This is a genomic window from Actinoplanes sp. NBRC 101535, from assembly GCF_030269225.1.
GTDB lineage: Bacteria > Actinomycetota > Actinomycetes > Mycobacteriales > Micromonosporaceae > Actinoplanes > Actinoplanes rectilineatus.
Genome location: NZ_BSSY01000004.1, coordinates 411852 through 432897, shown reverse-complemented (window position 1 = coordinate 432897; position 21046 = coordinate 411852). Strand labels below are relative to the sequence as shown.

17 protein-coding genes are annotated in these 21046 nt (G+C 69.9%); 3 read left to right on the top strand and 14 right to left on the bottom strand.

Annotated features, from left to right (window positions below; genetic code table 11):
- Nucleotide 1: 1 nt before the first annotated feature.
- From QSK32_RS13930 to QSK32_RS13915, 4 genes are all read right to left on the bottom strand, one after another.
- Nucleotides 2-3139 carry an ATP-binding protein gene (locus QSK32_RS13930; RefSeq protein WP_285472136.1) on the bottom strand — a complete coding sequence of 1046 codons (3138 nt, stop codon included), beginning with the start codon at nucleotides 3137-3139 and terminating at the stop codon, nucleotides 2-4.
- Between the two features lie 95 nt (nucleotides 3140-3234).
- On the bottom strand, nucleotides 3235-3648 hold the full coding sequence (locus QSK32_RS13925; RefSeq protein ID WP_169792391.1) for a peptidase inhibitor family I36 protein: 414 nt from the start codon (nucleotides 3646-3648) through the stop codon (nucleotides 3235-3237).
- A gap of 105 nt (nucleotides 3649-3753) precedes the next feature.
- Nucleotides 3754-4203 (bottom strand): MEKHLA domain-containing protein, encoded by a 450-nt coding sequence (locus QSK32_RS13920; RefSeq protein WP_045739680.1) that lies wholly within the window; start codon nucleotides 4201-4203, stop codon nucleotides 3754-3756.
- On the bottom strand, nucleotides 4200-5681 hold the full coding sequence (locus QSK32_RS13915) for a ketol-acid reductoisomerase (RefSeq protein WP_045739681.1): 1482 nt from the start codon (nucleotides 5679-5681) through the stop codon (nucleotides 4200-4202). The genes QSK32_RS13920 and QSK32_RS13915 overlap by 4 nt, the downstream gene beginning before the upstream one ends.
- 1190 nt (nucleotides 5682-6871) lie before the next feature.
- On the opposite strand from QSK32_RS13915, the gene QSK32_RS13910 reads away from it, so the two are divergent.
- Nucleotides 6872-7633 (top strand): hypothetical protein, encoded by a 762-nt coding sequence (locus QSK32_RS13910; RefSeq protein ID WP_157410666.1) that lies wholly within the window; start codon nucleotides 6872-6874, stop codon nucleotides 7631-7633.
- Between the two features lie 79 nt (nucleotides 7634-7712).
- On the opposite strand, the gene QSK32_RS13905 is transcribed toward QSK32_RS13910, so the two are convergent.
- Genes QSK32_RS13905 through QSK32_RS13895 form a run of 3 tightly spaced genes read right to left on the bottom strand, consistent with a single transcriptional unit; the run spans nucleotide 7713 to nucleotide 10029 of the window.
- Complete coding sequence (locus QSK32_RS13905) at nucleotides 7713-8123, bottom strand: YbaB/EbfC family nucleoid-associated protein (RefSeq protein WP_045739682.1); 411 nt, start codon at nucleotides 8121-8123, stop codon at nucleotides 7713-7715.
- Nucleotides 8124-8161: 38 nt separating this feature from the next.
- Entirely contained in the window at nucleotides 8162-8554 is a 393-nt protein-coding gene (locus tag QSK32_RS13900) for a DUF4913 domain-containing protein (protein WP_045739683.1), read from the bottom strand.
- Between the two features lie 41 nt (nucleotides 8555-8595).
- On the bottom strand, nucleotides 8596-10029 hold the full coding sequence (locus QSK32_RS13895) for a glycoside hydrolase family 19 protein (RefSeq protein ID WP_045739684.1): 1434 nt from the start codon (nucleotides 10027-10029) through the stop codon (nucleotides 8596-8598).
- 170 nt (nucleotides 10030-10199) lie between these two features.
- Here QSK32_RS13895 and QSK32_RS13890 point away from each other — a divergent pair, with 170 nt between their 5' ends.
- Together QSK32_RS13890 and QSK32_RS13885 are read left to right on the top strand one after the other, a co-directional pair.
- The gene (locus tag QSK32_RS13890; RefSeq protein WP_285472135.1) at nucleotides 10200-11951 is read left to right on the top strand and encodes an RICIN domain-containing protein; all 1752 of its coding nucleotides are present in this window, start codon (nucleotides 10200-10202) and stop codon (nucleotides 11949-11951) included.
- The gene (locus QSK32_RS13885) at nucleotides 11948-13252 is read left to right on the top strand and encodes a polysaccharide lyase family 7 protein (RefSeq protein ID WP_285472134.1); all 1305 of its coding nucleotides are present in this window, start codon (nucleotides 11948-11950) and stop codon (nucleotides 13250-13252) included. Before QSK32_RS13890 ends, QSK32_RS13885 begins: the two co-directional genes overlap by 4 nt.
- 38 nt (nucleotides 13253-13290) lie before the next feature.
- Here the strand turns inward: QSK32_RS13885 and QSK32_RS13880 are convergent, their stop codons facing one another.
- The 7 genes from QSK32_RS13880 to QSK32_RS13850 all read right to left on the bottom strand — a co-directional run bounded on the left by QSK32_RS13880 (nucleotide 13291) and on the right by QSK32_RS13850 (nucleotide 20853).
- A complete protein-coding gene (locus QSK32_RS13880) occupies nucleotides 13291-15003 on the bottom strand; it encodes a S8 family serine peptidase (protein WP_285472133.1) in 1713 nt (570 codons plus the stop codon).
- Nucleotides 15000-15596, bottom strand: coding sequence for a sigma-70 family RNA polymerase sigma factor (locus tag QSK32_RS13875; protein ID WP_052720056.1), 597 nt, complete (start codon nucleotides 15594-15596; stop codon nucleotides 15000-15002). The genes QSK32_RS13880 and QSK32_RS13875 overlap by 4 nt, the downstream gene beginning before the upstream one ends.
- Nucleotides 15597-15790: 194 nt before the next feature.
- Nucleotides 15791-17137, bottom strand: coding sequence for a putative type IV secretion/conjugal transfer ATPase (locus tag QSK32_RS13870; RefSeq protein WP_285472132.1), 1347 nt, complete (start codon nucleotides 17135-17137; stop codon nucleotides 15791-15793).
- Entirely contained in the window at nucleotides 17134-18669 is a 1536-nt protein-coding gene (locus tag QSK32_RS13865; RefSeq protein ID WP_083448692.1) for an SCO6880 family protein, read from the bottom strand. Before QSK32_RS13865 ends, QSK32_RS13870 begins: the two co-directional genes overlap by 4 nt.
- The gene (locus QSK32_RS13860; protein WP_285472131.1) at nucleotides 18669-19802 is read right to left on the bottom strand and encodes a hypothetical protein; all 1134 of its coding nucleotides are present in this window, start codon (nucleotides 19800-19802) and stop codon (nucleotides 18669-18671) included. The genes QSK32_RS13865 and QSK32_RS13860 overlap by 1 nt, the downstream gene beginning before the upstream one ends.
- Nucleotides 19799-20539: a DUF8175 domain-containg protein gene (locus tag QSK32_RS13855; RefSeq protein ID WP_285472130.1), complete on the bottom strand. Its 741-nt coding sequence runs from the start codon at nucleotides 20537-20539 to the stop codon at nucleotides 19799-19801. The genes QSK32_RS13860 and QSK32_RS13855 overlap by 4 nt, the downstream gene beginning before the upstream one ends.
- Nucleotides 20540-20544: 5 nt before the next feature.
- On the bottom strand, nucleotides 20545-20853 hold the full coding sequence (locus QSK32_RS13850; RefSeq protein WP_045739686.1) for a hypothetical protein: 309 nt from the start codon (nucleotides 20851-20853) through the stop codon (nucleotides 20545-20547).
- Nucleotides 20854-21046 lie beyond the last annotated feature (193 nt).

The following is a 21046-nucleotide window of genomic DNA, read 5'->3' as shown; positions in this document are numbered from 1 at the left end:
GTCAGCCGCCGGCTTCCGGCAGCGTGGCCAGGAAGCCGGCGGCCCGGTGCGCGAAGAGATGCGCCTCCCGCGCGATCGACAGCGCCCGGGCGTGTTCGGCCGCCGCGCGTACGGCGGGGAGCGGCTCGCCCCGGGCATGCCGGTGCCGGGCCCGCAACAGCAGCAGCAGGCCCTCGGCGTACCGCTGGCCGTGGGCGTCGAGGAACCGGTCGGCCTCGTTCAGGGCCCGCGCGGACTCGGTCGGCCGGCCGGATTCCAGCCACATCTCGCCGCACAACGCGTACCACGTGTGCAGGTTCGAGCGGGGCGGGTCGAGCAGCACCGCGGCGACGAGGCGCTCGGCGGCGGGTGCGGCGGAGGCGTCACCGGTGACCGCCCGCGCCCAGTACCGGGCCAGCCGCAGGTAGGCGCCGAAGAAGGTGTAGGAGTACCCGGGATCCGCGGCGATGCCGCGGCCGGCAGCGGCCAGCGCCCAGGCGGGATTCCCGGCCAGCGCCGCGACACGCGCCGCGAAACTGGTCACGACAGTGATGGCGTACGGATCGTCGCCGGCAGCGGCCTCGAGGTCGTCGAGCAGTGCGCGGGCGGCGGGAACGTCGCCGTGCAGCGCGGTCGTCTCCGCCAGGATCCCGGCCGAGAGCAGCCCGAGGTCGTACCGCAGCGGTTGCTCGCTGCGCCGGCCGTCGCCGTTGTCGCCGTCCGTCCGGCTGAGATGGCGGTACGCCTCACCGACGTTACCGAGATCCCATTGGTGGATGCCCCAGGCCTGATAGCCGTACGCGCGGACGACCGGGTCGGCGGACGCGCTGCCGTCGTCAAGCAGCTGCCGTGCCAGCCTGCCGCTCAGGTCGAGCCGGGCCGCCTGGGAGTATGCGGCCCGCCGGGAGAACAGGAAGGCGGTGGCCTCCCGCTCCCGGCCGAGTTCTCTGGCCAGTCGTTCGGCCCGTTCCAGCCGTTCGGGAGCGGACGAGTGATACCCGGCGCGCATCCCCGCGACGGCGGTGAGCCGCGAGAGCGCGGACAACTCCAGCTCCGGTTCGGAAGCCGATCGTGCCGTCTCGGCTGCCGCTTCCAGACGGTCGGTGGCGACCTCAAGAGCTGACTTGGCGGCGGCATGGCGGCCGGAGTGAAGCAGCGCGGTGGCTGTCCTCGCCCGCCCGGCGAGCGGTCCGGCGGCCAGCAGATGGTGGGCGAGGCTTTCCGCTACCTCATCGTCCGGGCCGGAGCGTTCCAGCGCGTCGGCGATCCGCAGGTGCAGCTCGGCGGCCAGCGGGGACGGCGTGGCGGCGACAACCGACTCCCGTACCAGATCGTGTTTGAAGTGCAGGAAGAGCGAGCTGTCCCGGTCGAGCCGCAGCAGGCCGGCGGTCTCCAGCCGCTCGGTGAGGTCGAGGCAGGCAGGCACGCCGACCCCGGCCACGTCGGCGAGCAGCCGTATGTCGACGTCGCGGCCGATGAGCGCGGCGATCCGGAGTAGGTCCCGCGCGGCGTCGTCGAGTCCGGCCAGCCGGTTGCCGACCACGTCCCGGACGGTGGAGGGGACCTTCGCCCGCGCGGTGGCCTCGGCGGTCAGGTCACCCCCGTCGGCCAGGAGCCGGGTCAGTTCCCGGACGAAGAACGGGTTGCCGGCGGTTCGCAGGTGGATGGCCCGCACCACCTCGTGTCCGGGGACCTGACCGGTGTCGCGTCGTACCAGCTCGCCCGTCGCGGCCAGGTCGAGGGCACCGAGGTGGATCCGGCGGTAACGCGGCGTCCGGCTGGCCAGCGCGAGGACCCGGGTCAACTCCGAGCCGGGATCCGGCGTCCTGTCCCGTAGCGCGCCGACGACCACGGCCCGGCGGGGCAGCCGGGCCGCCAGATGCCCGAACAGTTGCAGGGACGCGGCGTCGGCCCACTGCAGATCGTCGATCAGAAGCAGGACCGGTCGCCGTCCCGAGACCTCCCCGATCACGGCGACGACCTGTTCGAAGAGCCGGAACCGGGTGCCCTGGTCGGGTTGCTCGTCGCCGGGGGACGCCGTGAGACGACGAAGCTCCCCGGAGAGCCACCGCGTCCGGTCCGAGGCCGGCAACTCCGCGAGAAGGGTGCGGACCACTTGAACCCACGGCCACATCGACGGCGTGCCGTCGCCGCCGAGACAGCGTCCCCAGACCGCGAGTGATCCGAGCCGGCCGGCCTCGCCGGCGATCTCCTCGAGCAGCCGGGTCTTCCCGCTGCCGGGTTCACCCTCGACGAGGACCAGACCCGAGGCGCCGCCGAGCGCCGCCTCCACGGCCTGCCGCAGAGCGGCCAGCTCGGCGCCGCGCCCGACCAGGCCCCCGTCCGTCCTCGCCGGCCTCGGGGAGTGGGCCGGCGTCACCGGTGTCAGGTTCCCGGTCAGCACCCGCCGGTGTGCGGCCGACAGGGCCGGGCCCGGCTGAACGCCCAGTTCCTCGGCGATCCGCGCCCGGACCGTGCCGAAGACCACCAGGGCCTCGGCCTGTTGACCCGCCGCCGCCAAGGAGACGATCAGGCCGGCGTGCACCGCCTCGTTCAGGGGAGCCATGGCGGCGGCCATCCGCAACGCCCGAAGCACCCGGTCCGGTCGGCCCAGTGACGTCGCCAGCTCGGATGCCCGTACGCAGGTGTCCAGGAAGTCACCGTCGAGAGCGGCGAAGACGGATGCCGCGGCGGTTCCGTCGTTCCGCAGACCCTCGGCGACCGGGCCATGCCACAGAACCAAGCCTTCGGTGTACGCGTCGAGCGCGGCCTCCGGTCGACCGTCGGCGAGCAGCGACGCCGCACGGCTGACCAGCTCCCGGAAACGCGCGAGATCGAGAGTCCCGGGCCCGGCGTCGATCAGATAGCCGTGGCGTTCGCGCCTCAGATACGTACCCGGATCGCGGGCGGGAAGACCCGGCTGCATGATCCGCCGCAGTGTCCCGACGTACTTCTGGAGACTGTTGACAGCGCTGGCCGGGGCGTCGTGCCCCCAGATCAGCTCGACGAGAGTGGAGACGTCGGTCGGCCTGCCCTCCCGGGCCAGCAGCAGCGCGAGCAGACTCGCCTGTTGCCGCGGCGGCAGGGGCACCTGGACTCCGGCGTACACGATCTGCAGTGGTCCGAGAATCCGCAGCGAAAGCTCGTCAGGGCCCGACATCGTGGACCCCTTTGATAGCGAGAAACCGGACGGCACAGCGTATCCGACCGGAGCGGGAGGGCCCGGGAAGGCCATATCGACCTTCCCGGGGATCGCTAACAGACGGTGGACAGCTTGTTGTCGAAGTCGCCGCCCGGCATTTCGGGGGTCTCCCACGGCACGTTGCTAAGGTCGTTGAGCTTCTCATCGGGGCTGAGGCCGTAGAAATAGTCCTTGCACGGCGCGTTACGGCCGAGGAAGACGACGGTCTTGCTCCGGTTGTCGATCGACGAGGCCTGGTTGTCGAGCGGTTCGCCGTTGGCGAAGGTCTTACCCGCGAAATCCCGGAGGCCTTCGCCGTGCATGACATAGACCGAGCCGGTGAAGTTCGCGTTCTGGTAGACGCAGATCTCCTCACGGGCGGAACTGCAGACATAGGCGGCCTGCGCTGCGGAGGCGGTGATCGCCGACCCGGCGGTGGCGACGGTGAGCCCGGCCAGGAAAGTGGCGACCCTGCGGCTGTTTCTCATGGTGAACCCTTTCATCGGCGATTGGCTCATATAGCCATGAATCGAACCGTAGCGGCGGCAAGTGGACGAAAACTTCCTCGCACTTGATGCGGTTCGGCGCCGTCGTCAGGCGTCGGTCCACCCGCGGATCAGAGCCGCCTGGCCGGCCGGTGTGCCGTCGCCGGCGACGAGGTTCCAGACGGTGACATCCTCGATCCAGAACTGCCGTCCCGTCTTCGCCACCCGCAGACCGCGGTAGCCGTCGGCGTAGCCGTTCCGCCGTACGTCGTCCATGAACCGGTGGCGTTCGTCCCGCGCATCGCCGACGGCCGAGAGCCGGGAGGGCAGGCCGGCGAACTCGTCCCAGGTGTAGCCGAACAGGCCCTGCGCCATCAGGTTGGCGTACACGAACAGCGGGTCGGCGGAGGTGCCGTGGGCGAGCAGGCCGAACGGTGCCGAATACAGCCATGCGGCGGCCTCGGCGCCGTGCAGCCCGTCCGGTACCAGCGCCTTGCCGGTGAGTGTGGCGTAGCTGCCGGTCAGCAGATCGGCGAACACGGCGTCACGCTCGTTCATGCCACGAAGATGTCGACAGTCGGACGCATCTGGGCGCAGATCCGCAGCACCTCGTGGATGGGGTGCTTCGCGAACGCCTCGACCAGGGTGAGGTCCAGCGGGCTGGTCCGGTGGTCGACAGCGGGGTACGCCGTCTGGGTCAGCAGGTAGTCGAAGCGCGGCGCCCACTTGCGGGATCCGAGCCGGGCGGTCGTCGAGCAGTTGTCCACCATGAACGAGACACCCCGGGCATGCATGTACGGGTTGAGCGAATCGGTCGCCTCGATGACCGACTCGTTGGCGATCTCCGAATACGGGTGGCCCTTGGCGATGAACGTGTCGATCTGGCCCATCATCACGCCGCAGAAGACACCGGCGGTGAACGGATCGAGCGGCAGATCCGCGTCGTCGCGATCCTGGCGCGCCACCTCGCCGGCACGCCACATGTCCGCCTGATCGATCTTTCCCATCGGGAAGTCGGTCAGCCGCTCGCCGGCCAGGATGACGCTGCGGATCTCGTTGCCCGAGGCGACCTCGTCGTAGATCTCGTGGGTGAGTTCCAGACCGATCGGGTACGCCGCGGCGTACGCCTGCCCGAACGTCTCCTGTCCCGCGGCGTCGAGCCGCTCGTACAGGCCGATCAGCCCGTCCTTGGAGACGATGCGCGAGACGGGGCCGGTGACACAGTCGACCGAGTGCCGGTACGCCTCGGTCTCGCTCATCCCCTGGCCGCGGAAACGGCGGTAGAGGCTCTCGACGATGCCGTGCACGCCACCGAGCAGGATCGAGCGCTCCCCGGTCAGGTCCGACTTGTACTCCGAGCGCAGCGTCGTCCGGAACGTGTACGGGGCGCCGAGCGCCACCGACCAGCCCAGCGCCCGGTCGGTCGCCCAGCCGGAGGCGTCCTGCTCGACGGCGAAGCTGGCGTTGATCCCGGCGCCGTTCGTGTCGGCACCCTGCAGGTAGAGAGCGCGTACGGACGCGCCCATCCCCTTCGGGCACACCGCGATGACGTCGATGCCCTCTGGGAAGCCGCTGCCGAGCTGGTCCAGGTAGCCGAGCAGGAACCCGTGGGACAGCCCGACGGTGGCGCCCGGGCGCAGCGTCGCGAAGATCTTCTCGTACTGGGCGGTCAACGCGGCGTCCGAGATGAGCAGCAACACCATGTCGGAGGCGGCGATCACCTCGTACATCTCGCCCAGAGTGCCGTCGGCCTCGGCGAACCCGGCAGCGCGGGCGGCCTCGAACGACGAGGACCCGCTCCGCAGCCCGACCACGACCTTGACCCGGCCGTCGAGCGAGTCCCGCAGGTTCTGCGCCTGGGCCGACCCCTGCGGCCCCCAGCCGATCACCGCGATCTGGTTGATGCCCTCGAACGCCCGGGGCAGGCGGCCGAACAGGTCACGTCCACCCCGGACGATCGCCTCCCGGGTACCGGCCAGCGTGATGTATTCCTTGTCGAAGACGTGAGTCTCGAAATCCAGGTCGTTCGCCGTCATATCTCCACCTCATCGTCGGGTTCCGGGACGGCGGGTAACGCTAGCCCGGCCTTGTGGACGACGACTTCATGCCGATTTCAGTTTTCTGTCGTCCGGTGACGTGAACCGCCGGGCGCTGGGGCTCGTTTCATGGGGAGGATCAATTTACGGAGGGCAGGAAAGCGATGTCGTCAGTTCCATCAGAGTCGTCTGACGAGGTTTACAAAGCCAAGAGAAGAAGGCGGGAAGCTGTTTACTCGGCGGGTCTTGAATCAATTCAGGACCTTCGCGAGCAAAGTCACCCTTTTGAAGCGAACCTGCAGACCCGTCGGGTGCCTTCCTCTACCCCTACTATCGTTCCTGCCGGCGAAGAAGCCATAGCGCCGGTAGTGCCGATAATGGGAGTCGTTAAGGGGTCGGGGAAGCGGCAGCGTTCCATGGCCGCGGCGGCGGGCCTTGAATCGGCCACGGTGGGAGTCAAATATTCGGCGACGCCTAAATCGGAAACCGTGAATCGTGACAATTCGGATGTGTTCAAGGAGGGGGAGACTTTTACAGCATTCCGGGCAAAGATGACACGGGCGGTATTGACAGAGGCGCCGCGCCCCGTGGTTGAGCCCCCGTTGGAGTCAGAGTCGGAGTCGGAGTCGGAGTCGGAGGCTTTGCGCCCCAACCGCCGTGGAGGCATCTTGCTGGCCGGCGACAGTGAGGCGACGATGCGGAACGAACTGGCGAACATAGGCAACCATGAGGGGGGCACGACACCTTCTCAAGCGTTGGAAAAGTGGGCGAGGCTTCCTGAGACCCTGACCGATGGGGGGCGGGGTGAAGCGCAAGAACCCGCAGAGACGCGTGCTGAAGAGACCGCATTGACGGCGCCGGCCCCCCAGCCCGCGGTCCGCAGCCGAAGGGCTACGCCGCAATGGCTGACCCGCGGTGGGCTGTTTCAAGAGCATATGAGAAGGCATCGGGAGGCGACGGCAGCTCAAGTGACAAGTGTTGCCGGCCAATCAATGGAAGCTCCTGCCGGTGGATCGAGGGTGGCGCCGGCCGCGCCCGCGGCGGTAGCGCCGAGGCCCGAATCTTCGCGGCGTAGGTGATGGGCTGCTTGCCACCACGGCCGGTGCCGTGGCGATCGGTCGGCCGTGAACCCGGATGCGCCGACATCCGTTCCGGGATGAGAGCAGTAGGCCGATCCCATGGAGGCATCGATGCGGGCGCCCGAAATCAAACAGAATCCCCGTCGTCGAGACAAAGCTGATCCTGCGCGTATTCAGCGGGCGGCTCTCGACCTCTTGAGAGAAGATTTGGTGAATCTCTCGAAAAATGCGGACCCGGGGGATAGGGATGATATTCAGAAGGCGCTGAAGGAGCTGAAGACCCATTACAAGTGGAATTACGAAGCGATATCGTATGCGCGGAGCGAAGAGGAGCACAGGAGGACCAAGACTTACCGGATTTTTGCTAGAATGCGCTCGGGAGCGCGTCTCCTGCGTGGCGAAAATCGTCATCATGGCAAATATGGACGGTTGCTGATCGGCTCCAGTCAGCACTATGGGCATGGTAAGTACCATCTGTTGGAAACCCTTCGATCCGGCATAAAATTGGAGTCTCTGCTCTCTCAAGGAAAGCTGCCGGGGACCGCGGATTTCCTGAGAGGCGATTTTCTGCGCCGGCCGAATCAGATTTATGGTGGTGCTCCCCAGACCTCCGACGGGTTTCAGGCGACGCAGGGACAGGAACGTCGGTCAGGGGCGTCACCACAGGGCGCACTGCTACTGTCCGGTATGGGTATGCAGTTACCCGATGCTTCTCCGAAACGTCCTGTCTATCCGGGGCCGATGGCTGAGTCCGCCGCATTGACCGGCTCGGTTCATCGCACCGCGAGGCAGCGTGAACAACAGCTTCCCAGCCCGGTGGCGGCCCCTTCTATACCTCCTGCGCGAGGGCGTCGGTCCCAGTCGGCGCTTTGATCGGTCGTCGGCGCGGGAACCGGCTCGTGCAGGATTTCCCGCGCCGCGGCGACCACGCGCCGTCACCTCCCGGACCGCGTCAGGGTGCCCGCCGTGCTGTGCTCCTCGTCGCCGGCGCGGCGGGTGCCGCGGGTGCCCGCTTCACGGCGGGCTCGGCGCGCGGGCCCGGGGAGACGATGCCTGCCGCGGCCGCCAGTGAAGGCCTCGTGGGCCCGGCGGCCGGAGCGCCGCGGCCGGCCGTCATCCGCGCGATCTCCTGATCGGCTCGGGCCGCGGCGGCCGACCGTACGGCCTCGACGATGTCCTTGTTCAGGGCGTCCGGATCGGGGTTCGCGAAGACGGACGGGGCGAGGCGTACCCGTTCGATGTCGCCGTTCTCGGTGGTCACCACTGTCACGTCGCCCGATTCCGATGTTCCGGTCAGCCGGGCCGGCATCTGCCGGAGGGCCGCTTCGATCCTGCCCAGCGACAGCGATTCGTCCTGATCCATGGTGTCTCTCCTGCCGATGGCGGCGTGCGGATGACCGTTCACTCGCCGAACGCTTCGATGGGCGGGGCTTCCTTGTCGCGATGCGTTCGCGGTTTGCAGCCGGCGAACGGGCCGTCCGGTGAGCGCAGCGCGTTCATCGTCGGGGCGAGGAAGTCGCGATGCCAGCTGGTGGGGCCGAGGCGGTCGGCCTTGGGGCCGGTCAACTGCTGCCAGGCGAGCCAGAGCCCGTGCAGTTGAGCGATGGCCGAGGTGTGCATCCACCACTGTGTGCACCAGGGGCGGGCCGACGTCACCTCCTCAGCATAGGCCGGGACGAGGAGCCCGTGAACCCACTGGGCGAGCAGCGACAGCTCGATCGAGAAGTCCGGCTCGGGCAGGTACAGGATGAAGAACGGCTTGGCTTCGGGCTCGGTGCCGGTCGGTGATGTCATGGGTGCTTCCTCGATAGGGGACGAAGGTTGCGGGTTCACAGTCAGCAGCGCAGCCGGTCGCCGGGGCTGACGCCGAGCATCTGGCAGAACGTCTGATAGGCCTGCACCCGCGAGTTGATCGCCGCGGGAATGCGCCCGTTGCACTCCTTGGAGCCGTTGATGCTGCGGATCGTCTCGCCGAAGCCGTTGCCGCCGGTGATGGCGGCGTGCGGGGTCATCTTCCCGGCGCCCGGCTGGGTCATCCAGAACCACAGGGCGGTTCCCCAGGCGATGCTCGCGTCGTTCTTCACCAGGTCCGGCCGGTTCAGCAGGTCCACGCCGAGGGAGTCGCCGGCGGCCTTGTAGTTCATGTTCCAGCTGATCTGGATCGGTCCGCGGCCGTGGTAGGCGCGCTGGCCGGCCGGGCAGCCGTACGAGACGTTCCGGTTGCAGTAGTCGCCCCACAGGCTCTGGTTGAGCTCTTCGACGTAGCGCAGGCCACCGGACTCGTGGTTGACGTTGGCCAGGAAGGCGGCGATCTCCCGTTTGGCGACATCGCCGGATCCGCTGGCGAAGGCCGGATATTTGGCCATCGCGGTCGTCATCGCCGAGTACGTGTAGAAGGGGATGGCGTTCTTGAACATCTGGTTGAACACGGCCTGGTTGAATCCCGTGTTGCCGGGCAGGGGAGCACCACCGCCCCCCGGAGTGGCACCGCCGCCCGGAGTGGTCCCCGTCGAGGTGGGCGAGGGCGACGGTGCGTCCTCCCCGGTCGAGAACGTGCCGAACTGTCCGCGGACCTGATACGGATAGGCGTCCAGGGGGACGAGTTGGGTGCCGAGGGCCTTGACCTCGTCGATGCCGATGTCCCAGGCCAGCAGCGTCATGGTGAGGGCGTCACCGCCGATCTCGTGGTCGGCCAGCAGCTGCTGGACCTGGGTTCCGAGGTGACACAGGTATCGGGCCTGTGCGTGGATGGCGTCGATCGGATCGTTCACCGACTTCGTGCCGTTGTCGTCGTCGTCCTCGCCGTACTCGTCGAAGACGCCGGGAGGAAGTTGCGCGATGCCCTGTTCGCCGTCCGGGCCGACGGTGGCCGGGTCCCACTCCGATTCCACCTGGATCTGTGCGGCCAGCACGATCGGGCTGATCAGATCGCATTCCTGACCGGCTGATTCCAGGGCCGGCACCAGCTCCGGGCGGGGCACGGCGTTCGCGGCGAGGCGGCCCTTGCCGCTGCCGCCGATGATGGCGCCGGCAACGTCCCCGTTGCCCTCGCCCAGTAGCTCGGGACCGAACGACACCCCCGTCTCCGGGTCGGTGGCCAGGGTGGAGGTGCCGGTGATGGCGATGATGCCGACCAGGCACACCAGCACCACGGCGAGCAGCGGGACCAGCCCGATCGCGGCGACCGTGATGCCGGCGATCTGGGCCGCGTCCGGCGGTTTGGTCGTCTGTGCGTTCGCCGCCTGGCGCAGCATGTTCCCGCGTGCCATGTGTTCCTCGTGTCTGGTCGGTCGCCGGCCGGCGAGAAGTGACTCTCCCCTTCAGGAACGGAGACGTTTGCGGGTGGTTCAAGGAACGCCGTTTGCGGTGTGAACCCCCGCCGATGTCGTTCCGTTGCATGTCGGACCGGGAATGTGTCCACGACAGTGAAGGTGCGTCGATGACCTCGTTGAACAGGAAGTCCCTGAAGGTCCGTTGGCGGTGGCCCCGCGCGGGGCGCCGACCCGTGGCGATCGCCGGGCTCGGTGCGCTCCTCCTGGTCGGCGGCGTGCTGCCGATGCGCGGGGACATCGCCGCCCTGGCCGCCGGCGGATCGGCGGAGGGGCAGGAGGTGCCCCCGGAGCTGGCTGAGGCGATCGTCGCCGCGTCGCTGTCCTGCCCCGCGCTCACCCCGTCGCGGCTGGCGGCCCAGATCATGGCGGCTTCGCGCTTCTCGTCGGATGCCACGCGGGGGATCGCGGGCCTCACCGACGACGGGTGGAAGAGCTGGCATCCCGCCGCCGAGGCGAACCGCGACGACAGCGAGGCCAACGTCCAGGCGCTCGCCCATTTGACCTGTGACCTGGTCGGACAGCTGCGTACCGCGGGGCTGACCGGTGACCTGTGGCAGTTCGCGGTCGCCGCGAGCAAGGTCGGCATCGACGACGTGCTGGCGGCCAGGGCGGTGCCGGACTCGGCCCGCTCCTATGTCGATCTGGTGCAGAAGTACGCGGCCTGGTATGCCGACCAGGACCCGTTCCGCGTCGACGCCGGTGGTGGGGCCGCCGAGCCGTCGATGGCGGAGGCGGTACCCGTTCCGGACGCGTACGTGGCGTCGATCGTCAAGGCGGGACGGATCTGTTCGGTGGTGACCGCCGACCGGATCGCCGCGCAGCTGATGGCGATGTCGCGGTTCGACCCGAACCTGCGGTCGACGGACGGCGCCGAAGGCATCGCGCAGTTCAGTCCCGCGTTGTGGCGCCAGTACAAGGTGTCCGATTCGGCGTCGGTGTGGAACCCGCAGGACGCCATCCCGGCGCTGGGCATGGCGATGTGTGATCTCGAGGCTCAGCTGGGGCGACTGACCGGCGCGGACTCCTACCGGCTGGCGCTCGCCGCGTACCAGTGGGGTGAGGCGACGGTCCGGGCCGCGAATGGGGTGCCCCGCGCCAATCTCCCGCAGCTCTCCGACGCCACGCTGCGCTACCTGCCCACCTACGAGAAGGACACCCGGCTGACCGGCGGCACGTCCTCGCCGTCGCCGTCGTCATCTCCCACCGGGGTGCCGACGACCGGGACGCCGACGACCGGAGTGCCGACGACGTCCTCGCCGACCACCGTCCCGGAGACGACGACGCCCGCGGCGACCGGAACTGCCACCACGCAGGCCCCGGCGACGCAGACGCCGGCCACTCAGGCCCCGACGACCAAGGCGCCGACCACGCAGGCACCCACCACCATCGCCGGGTTCGAGATCGGGAAGAACTACAAGCTGCTCAACTACTGGACGGGCGCGGTCGCGGAGCTGCCGGACAAGGACGCGAACACCACCGTCGGGGCTCATGTCCAGCTCTGGGAGAAGCGTGACCAGAAGGATCAGTACTGGCGGCTCACCGCGGCCCCGGAGGCGGGCTACGTCGTGTTCGTGAACGCGTACAGCGGGCATGCGATGGGCATCGAGTCCGGCGGCACGTGGGACGGGGCCAAGGTCCTCCAGGTCAAGCTGAACCCCACCGACCGCTTCCAGCAGTGGAAGCTGGAGCACATCGGCGGCGGCTGGATGCACCTGCGCAACCACGCGACCGGCAAGGTGCTCGACATCCTCGGCACGGATCGGGGCGCGGAGTCGGACGGCACCTGGAACGGCCACTGGGTGGAGCAGTGGGCGCAGGTGGACGCCGAGCGTGACCAGCGGTGGAGCCTCGTCCGATGACGGCGCGCACGAGGTACCTCATGGTCGGCGCGGCCGGGATCACGGTGGTCGGCACCATCGGTGTCATCGGCATCACCCGGGCCGACGCGGACACCTCGACGGCCATCACCGGCCTGTCCGGTAAGTGCGTCGACGTCGACGCCGCGTCCTCGGTCGACGGGACCAAGGTGCAGATCTTCGAGTGCAACGACACGGTGGCGCAGAAGTGGTCCTTTCACGAGGACGGCACGCTGCGGGCACTGGGGAAGTGCCTCGACGTCACCGGTGGTGCCGCCGTCAACGGTACGAGGACCGTGCTGTACGAGTGCAACGGTGCCGAGGCGCAGAACTGGTTCCCTCGCGCGGGCGCACTGGTCAACACGGCTTCCGGCAAGTGTCTGGACGTGACGGACTGGGGCCGGGCGGACCGTACCGGACTGCAGATCTGGACGTGCACCGGCGCGGCGAACCAGGCCTGGGAGTTCATGACCGACCGGGCGACGCTTCCGCACGAGACCTCGACCGTCCCGACCGACGGCGACACGCCCCCGGCGGATCTCGAGACACCGCCGGCCGGCGGTGAGACGCCGCCGACACTGGAACCGGGCGGTGGGGGAGCCGCGGGCCCGGGACTGAACGCGCAGCTCCCGCCCGGCGGCAATTTCGATCTGGCGGTCTGGCGGCTGGAGCTGCCGACCGGTAGACCCGGCAGCCCCGACGTGATCCCGCCGGCTGAACTGGCCGGGGTGAACGGGTACACCAACCCGGCGTACTTCTGGACCGACCGGACCGACGGGGCGATGACGTTCTGGGCTCCGGAACGTGGGGTGACCTGGAAGGAGTCGAAGTACGCCCGGTCCGAGCTGCGGGAGATGAACCGGGACGGCTCGTTCGCCGACTGGGCCCGGTCCGGCAGCCACACGCTCAGCGCCGAGCTGCGGGTGGCCCAGGTGACCCGGAACGTGTGCGTCGGCCAGGTGCACCTCGGTGCGGGTGGGCCGTCGAAGAAGCCGCTGCTGGAGCTGTACTACCGGCCGTCCGGTGACATCTACATCGGCGTCGAGAACTCGCCGGCGGGCGGGCAGACCCTGCACAAGGTCGGCAACGTCCCGCTGGGTGAGCGCTGGGCGTACGCCATCAACGTGTCGGGCGACACGATCAACCTGACCGTGAACGGGTCGCGGACGAGTTATCCGATCCCGAGCTCGTTCGGGCCGTACCGGCACTTCTTCCAGTTGGGCGCCTACAACCAGTCCTCATCCGCGAGCACCACGCAGGGTGCACGGGTGAAGTTCTACAGCGTCGGCATCACGCACGCATAGATGAAGGGGGGTGGGAAGATCCCACCCCCCTTCGACCTTCAGTCCGTCCAGTGACCGCTTGCGGCCGGCTTCGGCCGTGGCGTCTCCACCGGCGGTCGCGGCGCGGGCGGCGGAACCACCGGCGCCGCGACCGGTCGCGGATCGGGTACGACGTCGAAGATCGCGTCACGCCGGCGCTGCCAGAAGCGGTACCCCAGATAGCCCAGCGCCGCCAGCATGATGAGCAGGACGACCGTGACGAGGCCGGCGTGGCCGCCGGAGTCGGCCGCCGCGGTCCCGTCCGCGGCGTCACCGACGGGTGACGGCTGAGCGGCGCCCTCCTCCGGGAGTTCCCGGGTGGTCGCCGCGCCGGGGTTGAGCATCCCCCAGCCGAACTCGCTGCTGGGCTGGGTCTCCTCGCCGATCTGATCGGCGCTGACCTGCATCCGGTGGGCGACCTGGGCCGCGGTGAGGGCGGGATAGGCCGCCCGGACCAGGGCGGCCTGCCCGGCGGCGAACGCGACGGCGTAGTGGGTGCCGGACCCGACACCGTCCTTGGTGCCGAGGCTGGTGACCTGCAGGCCGGGCGCCACCAGGTCGACGCCGCCCTTGCGGTACGCGTCGGCGGCGCGCATGTCCTCCCCGACACCGGCGACCCGCAGCAACCCCGGAACGGCGTCCGGGACGCTGACGTCAGTGGTGGTCGGGGCGCCGAGAACGACCACCACGTCCTGTTCGATCGCCTTCTTGACGGCGGCGGTCACCTCGGGGGCGCCGGCGTCCACCGCCGGGCCCAGGGCGATGACCGTGGCGCCGGCGCTCACCGCGTACTCGATGGCCTGGGCTTGAATGCCCGGACGGGCGACTCCGGCGTCGGCGCGGACCCGGAGGGGGAGAACGGAGGCGTCCGGCGCCACGCCCGTCAGTTCGCTGCCGGGTGTCGGCTGGGCCACCATCAGCGCGGCCATCGCGGTGCCCGTGCCGATGCAGTCGAGGTCGCCGCGGTTCGTCGTGCCCGCCAGGTCCCGTCCGACGCCGATCCGGCCCTTGAGCTGGGGGAGTGTTCCGTCGGCGCCGGAGTCGACGATCGCGATGACCTGGTTCGCTCCCCGGGTTCGGGGCCAGGCCTGATCGGCGGCGAGACGCCGTGCCGCCCAGTCCAGACGGGTGCTGGACGCGGGGACGGTACAGGCCCCCGCGGAGGGCTGCGCGCTGCCGGACGGCGTCGCTCCGCTGGGGCGTGAGCCGGTGTTCGGCGTGCCCGCTGCGGTGGTGCCGCCGGGGAGATATCCGGGCTGGACCGGCGTCACCGGTTGAGGGGCGCTGATGTACGGAGGAACGGTGGTCGGGGTTGTGGTGGGCGTCTTGGTCGGGGTCTTGGTCGGGGTCTTGGTGGGGGAGCTCGTCGGGGCCTTGGTGGGGGCCGGCGTCGAGGGTGTGCTCGACGGGAGCTCGCCGTACCGGATGGCTGATCCGACGGCGTCCCACGGCATCACCATCATCCAGCCCGCCGTCAGCCGGTTCGCGTCGGACAGCGCCCGGCCGTCCGGCTGCTCCCGCCCCACGTTGAGGTTGAAGATCTCCGCCGAGCGGGAGCCGCTGCCCAGGAACCGGGTGGCGATCTCGGTCAGGTTCTCCGGCGACCCGGCGTACGCGGCCGTGACCACGTAGTACTTCACGTATTCGTCGCTGGTCGGCGCCGCTTGCGCCGATGTCGTGCCCAGCACCAGAGCGGCCACGGTGACGAGGCCCGGGATTGTCGCGGCTCTCATTTCTCCTTCTTCGATCCGCCGCTGAATCCCCGAGCGGCGAGTTCGTCACGCAGGGCGCGGAGCCCATGGTGGGAACGTGATTTGACGGTGCCGGGCGGAATTCCCAACAGGGCCGCTGTCTCGGCGATGGAGCGTTCCTCGAAATACAGGTGTTCCAGGGTGCTGCGTAGCCGTTCCGGCAGGGCGTCGACGGCTTCCCGGACCGCGGTGGAATCGAGTTCGCGTTCGATCTTCTCTTCCGTGTCGTCGCCGGGGATCTCTATGCGTTCGTCGGTGTATTCGACCGGTCTCACCTTCGCCGCCCGTACGTGGTCGATGGTCACCCGCCTCGCGATCGTGAACAGCCAGGCCCGGTTCCACTGGCCCTTCTCGTTGCGGGCGTCGAGGTGCCGCCAGGCTCGCATCATGGTTTCCTGGACGATGTCCTCGGCCCAGTGGACGTCGCCGCCGGTGAGCCGGCGGGCGTAGGCGAGCAGGGCGGGTTTCTGGACGAGGAAGAGATGCCGGAGCGCCTCGGTCTCGTTCAGTGGCATCGTTTCCGCGGGGGCCTCGCGACCGTCGATGGCTCCGTTCAGGTCGTCGACCGTGCGCATGCGCCACCCTTCTCTGAGGTTCCCGAAACGCGCGCCCCGACGGGGGCGCGCGGTGACCGGGACAGTCAAGACCTCCGGAGTGGATCCGGACTTGAACGGCCGGATCGGGCCGTTCAGAGAACGGCTTCGATCGACCCGGGAACCCTCGTCGGGGTGTGGGGAAGCCGCAGGTGAGACCTTTGTGGAAGGTCTCTTTATCGGTACGGATTCATGGCGTTGTCCGTGTCGGTGATCGCCACTTCCCACCGCGATCGGAGGTGCTGCATGGCGAGGGGCGCCGCAGCGTCGATCTTGAGCAGGCACATGCCCTGGGGGAGGGTCATCAGGTCGCCGACCAGGTGTGACGGCAGGGAGTAGAGGTCCACGCAACGCTGCGCGTCCGCCTCGCGGCCCTGGGCGTACAGATAGGCGGTCCCCGCCTCGGTCAGCATGCTGACGGCCGGCGAATCCACCGGGATGTCCGAGACGTGGTGCAGCGCGACGACGTTGGCCAGGCCGATTCCCCGGGACAGCTTGCTGTTGCGCTGGAAGATCCGGGCGCCGACCCCCTCGGCGAGGTGCCAGCCCTCCTCGGCCACGAACGTGGTCAGCCACCCGCGCCGGCGTCGGAGCAGGTTGGTGAGCCAGGTGTTCAGCACCGTCATCACCAGCGGGATGGCCGGCCCGTCGGCGGGCAGCTGGGACAGGTCGAACGAGGTCAGCCGCTCGGAGAGGACGACGTCCTTGGAGGTCGGCCCGTCGAACAGGCCGGCCAGGTCGTCGCCGAGGAGCCGTTCGAGGTCGAACCGCATGGTCAGGGCGGCTTCCGCCCAGGTCTCCCGGGCGTTCGGGGAGTCGAGGCCGCCGAACCGGTCGGTCGGCGGCGCCTCGCCGAGAGCACGGACGACGTCCTCCAGCACCGGCGTACGCCGGTCGGCCTCGGCCACCCGCAGGGCGTGCAGGTGAGCGGCCCGCAGCGCGGCGCCCTGCCACGAGTCGACCGGGCGCCCGGAGGCGGTCTGCACCACGGCCCGCAGGAGTTGCAGCTGGCCGGCGACGTGGTTGTTCGTCGCTGCCGACACGTTGATGACCGGATCGAGGAGGTTGAGCCGGCTCCCGGCACCGCCGAGCTCGAAACGCACCGGCTTGCCGCCCAACTGCCGGCAGATCTCGCTGAACTCGCCCTCGCCGCCCTGGTCCTTGCGGTCGGCCACCACCACCCGGCGCTTGCGGAAGGTCAGCTGCCGCACCACGAACACGGTTTTGATCAGACTCGACTTGCCCTTGCCGAGATCACCGAGGACGACCACGTTCGGCGACGAGACGATCTTGTTCTCGTACGCGGTGAAAGGGTCGTGATAGACAGGTTGACCGGTGGTGAGGTCGATGCCGTTGACGAGTCCCTCCACCGTGGTCGGCGGGGCGGAGATGGCCGTGCACAGGACCTCGGCCTGCCGGGTCGTGCTCGGGATGCCGGGTGATCGTGGGGCGTAGAGGCCCAACCGGCCGAGCAGCGGCGAGCGCCGCCAGCGCCACGCCTTCGGTGCGAGCTGGACGGTCATGTGCTGGTCTCCATTCCTCGCCACACCGGCCAGGTGGCGGGCAGCGCCTCGTCGTGCCGATAGGTGAGCCAGTCGAGCTGGGCGATGCCGCACTCGTCGGCGGCGTCGCCGATCCGGGTGGCGGCCTCCATGACGTCGGCCTGCGTACGGGAACTGACCGCGACCCACCCCACCCAGTGGGCGCCGTGGATTCCCGAACCCGGCTGCAGGTCCGCGAGCCGCTGCGCGGAGGCGGACAGCTGCACCGCCTGGCTACCGTCGTCGATGGCGCCCCGCCGGGCGCTCTCCTCGTTCTGCCCCACGTCCATGGTCAGGTCCTGACGGGCTCGACGGCGGGCCTGAGCAGCCGGTTGTACCGTCACACTCAGCGCGATCGTGCGATGCACCGGCGCGGTCATCCCGTACAGCAGGGGTGCGATCCACCGGGTGCCGACCGGCTCGGCCGTCACCGCCGAACGAGGGATCGAGGCGACCCGATGCCACCAGAGATCATCGACGACCACCGCGTCCCGTTCCGTCCGCTGCGGCCGCAGCCACGTCTCGGGGGAGACGTCGACGGTCTGGTCCAGCGGGAAGTCCGGGTTCTGCAGATGCCGGAACAGAGCCGCCAGCCGATGGGTGGAGAGGATGCGGGGGTTGTGCAGGCCCGCGTGCGCGGCCAGCGAGGCGACCCACCGTGCCTGCGCGACGGCGAGCCGGACCATGCCCTCCTCGCCGGGGGCGAGCGCGGCGGCCTCCCGGGCGTAGGCGGGCGTCAACGGGAGGCGGACGGCGAGATAGTGGCGCACCATCTCGGCCGCTCCGGCGGTCATCCGGACCAGTTCGGCGTACGAGCTGAGCAGCAGCTCCGGCGCATCCGGGTCGACGTGGCTGGCCGCCCACTGCTCGTGCGCGGCCGAGTCGAGCGGAACGATGCGGGTCACCGACTGGACGCCCGTGATCAGGCCGCTCTCGCGTGCCAGCCGGCTCAGCAGGCGGCCGTACGCGGCGGCGGCCTGGTCGTAGTCACGGTCGGTGCGCAGCCCCGGCGCCTGTCCGTCCACCTCGATGGCGACCGACAGGTACGCCGGTTCGCCCGGCGGATGATGCATCAGGACCGCATCCGGCTCGCCGTCGGCGGTCAGCCACTGGACACCCTCCAGCCCGGGCGCCTCGGCGCGGACCGACCGGGCCCACGCCACAGCCTCCCGGCGCCGGGACGTGCCGGTCGAAGGGGTGAACGGCTGCGCCAGGTGCAGGGGCAGCAGCCGGGTCTCGCCCCGGCGGCGCCGTTGCCGCCAGCGCAACGCCAGGGCCAGCTCGCGCCCCGGCGACCGTCCGGTGGCCGGGTTCTGCAGGGTCAGCGCGAATGCCGTCGCGAACACGATCAGCGCCATGCCGATGCCGACCAGCCCACCGACCAGCACGGCGAGCAGCAACGCCGTGCCGAGCCCGCCGCCGAGGATCAGATTGCCCTCCCGGCTCCGGGCGCCGCCGAGCAGCGTGCGCCGGCGCAGCTCGCCGCCGAGCAGGGAGGAACGGATGTCGGTCATCAGGGCTCTCCGCGGTGGACGAGGTCGGGCATCGGCGGTGGGGCGTTGTCGATGGCCTGTTCGCTGAACGCGACCGGGCGCTCGGTGCCGGGGCCGTCGGCCGGTGCGATGCGGTTGATCCGGTCCCGGCCGGGGCGCAGCATCGCCGGTCTCGGCCGGTGCGGGCCGGCCGGCCGGGCCTCGTCGACATGCCGGGTCAACGACCCGTGCAGGCGCCGGTAGGACAGCTGGAGCATGGTGGAGCTCCCGCCGGACACGATGGCACCGGCCGGCACACCGGACCCCTGGCCGGCCCGGCTGCCGGGCGCCGACGGCAGCGGCAGAGTGGCCCTGATCAGTGACCACGGGGCGACGCCGACGAACAGCAGCGCCAGCGCCCCCATGAGCGCCGGCATCAACCGGCCCCACCCCTCGTCGGCGCCGCCCGGCGCCGGATCGAGGATCCGGGCGAGCGCGCCGATCAGGAAGAACAGCAGCGGCTTGGCGAACAACAGGCCGAGCCAGGTCGAGGGCAGCCGCAGCGCCCGGCCGCGCGTCGCCGGGTCGATCGTCGCGACGAAGGCGACGGCCATGACGGCGCCGGTCAGATACAGCGCCAGGGTCTGGATGACCAGGCCACCGACCAGTCCGCCGACGCCGACGAAGGCGACGGCCATGACGAGCAGGGCGACGATCGGCCCACCCGGGAGCTTCGCCGGATCGTCGATGACCACCATCGTCGTGAGGCGGTCCGGCAGCGAGGCCACAGCGGCGCTGAAGTACCGCACGATGCTGGTGGTGGCCGCGTCGGTCAGTTGCACCGTGAGCTGCCCGAGGGCCGGGCCGAACAGGACGAGCAGCATGGCGCCGGGGGCCCATCGCCACAGCGAGTCGGCCAGCTGCTGCCCACTCATCTGCCCGGACGAGGTGCGGTGGAACAGCCGGGCCAGCATGACCACGAGGACGAAGATCGCAATTCCGGACCCTGCCGCGTACGTGGAGAGGAACTGTTCGGTGGCGATGTCGGGCGACTTGACCGCGTTGAGTTCGGCGAAGGTCGTGCTCAACAGCGAGGAGAGGCTCCGCGCGAGGAACGCCGCGGCATTGGTCATGGCGGTGTCGAACGCGTCCGTGCCACCCGGTGTGACGCTCACTCCCGGGCTCCGGCGTAGGTGTGCCAGCCGGTCCCGTACCGGATGAGGGTCTGGGCCCGGCTCACGAAGGACGGGCGCTGGGCCTGCGGATCCGGCCCGTCGGTGAACGCCGGGTCGGCGGTGAGACGCCAGTCGCGGTGTTCGCCGTCCCAGCGCAGAGCGATCCGGGCACGCTTCCAACCGGCCGGTCCGGGCGCCTGGCCCGGCGCGAGCAGGGCGATCTGGTACGGGTACCAGATGTCGACGGACGCCTTGTTCCTACTGGCGGTGACCACCCGGAAGGCGCCCAGCTCCGGTTGGGCGAGCGCGATGACGTGTCCGTCGTGGACCGTCCCGAGCGCGGTTCTCCGGTCGGCGATCCGCCGGCCGGCATCCGTGACGAAGTCGGCGTCGCCGATGGCCTTCAGGATGGCGGCCCGCCGGGACGGGTCGAGGACACCACTGCCCTCGACCACGGTCAGCCACGCCGTCGCGGCGCTGACCGCTCCGTCCGTGGAATGCGCGAAGCCCAGCGGCGTGCCGGCCGGCCCGGCCCGGGTCGAGCCGGAACCGGCGGCGACCTCACCGACCGGGAGTCTGGCCGGTTCGGCGTGCGTGATCTCCTCTGCCGCGTGGTCCTCCGCGGTTGCGGAGGTCACCGGCCGGGGTTCCGGCGTCTGGTCCGGGCGCAGGAGCGCCACGGCGGCCAGGCCCCCGGCTGCGGCCAGCGCGGTCGTCAACAGTGTCGCCGTACGCATCCCGGTCAGCCGACCACGGTGATGATCGTCCCGACGATCACCGGCAGGCCGATCAGCCCGGCCAGCGCGGCGGCCCGGACCTTCACCTCGCCGGTGGCGTCGGTGACCATGTGCGCGTTGCCGATCCGCTTGGCCTGCGCCATCGACAGGAACGCCGCGGCCAGGTAGAAGACGGCGGCGGCGATGAGCAGCGCCCACACCGCGCCGGCGACACGGGCCCAGGTGGTCACGAACGCGGGCCCGAGGATGCCCATGTCCGGGGTCACCCCGTCGAGCGGATTGGTGACGGGGCTGTCGCCGAGGATTGTCGTCATCAGGGTTCCTTCAGCAGGAGTCAGCCGGCGTGCGGGATGCCGCCTCGAAGGAGAGACGGAGCGATCCGGGCCCGGGTTCACGGGCTGATTCACTGACCGGGCCGTCAAGATTCACTGACCGGGCCGTCAAGTGGCGCTGTGTACCGTCCGCCAACTGTGTTCTCACATTCGAGCGGAAACCGCGGCACGATGA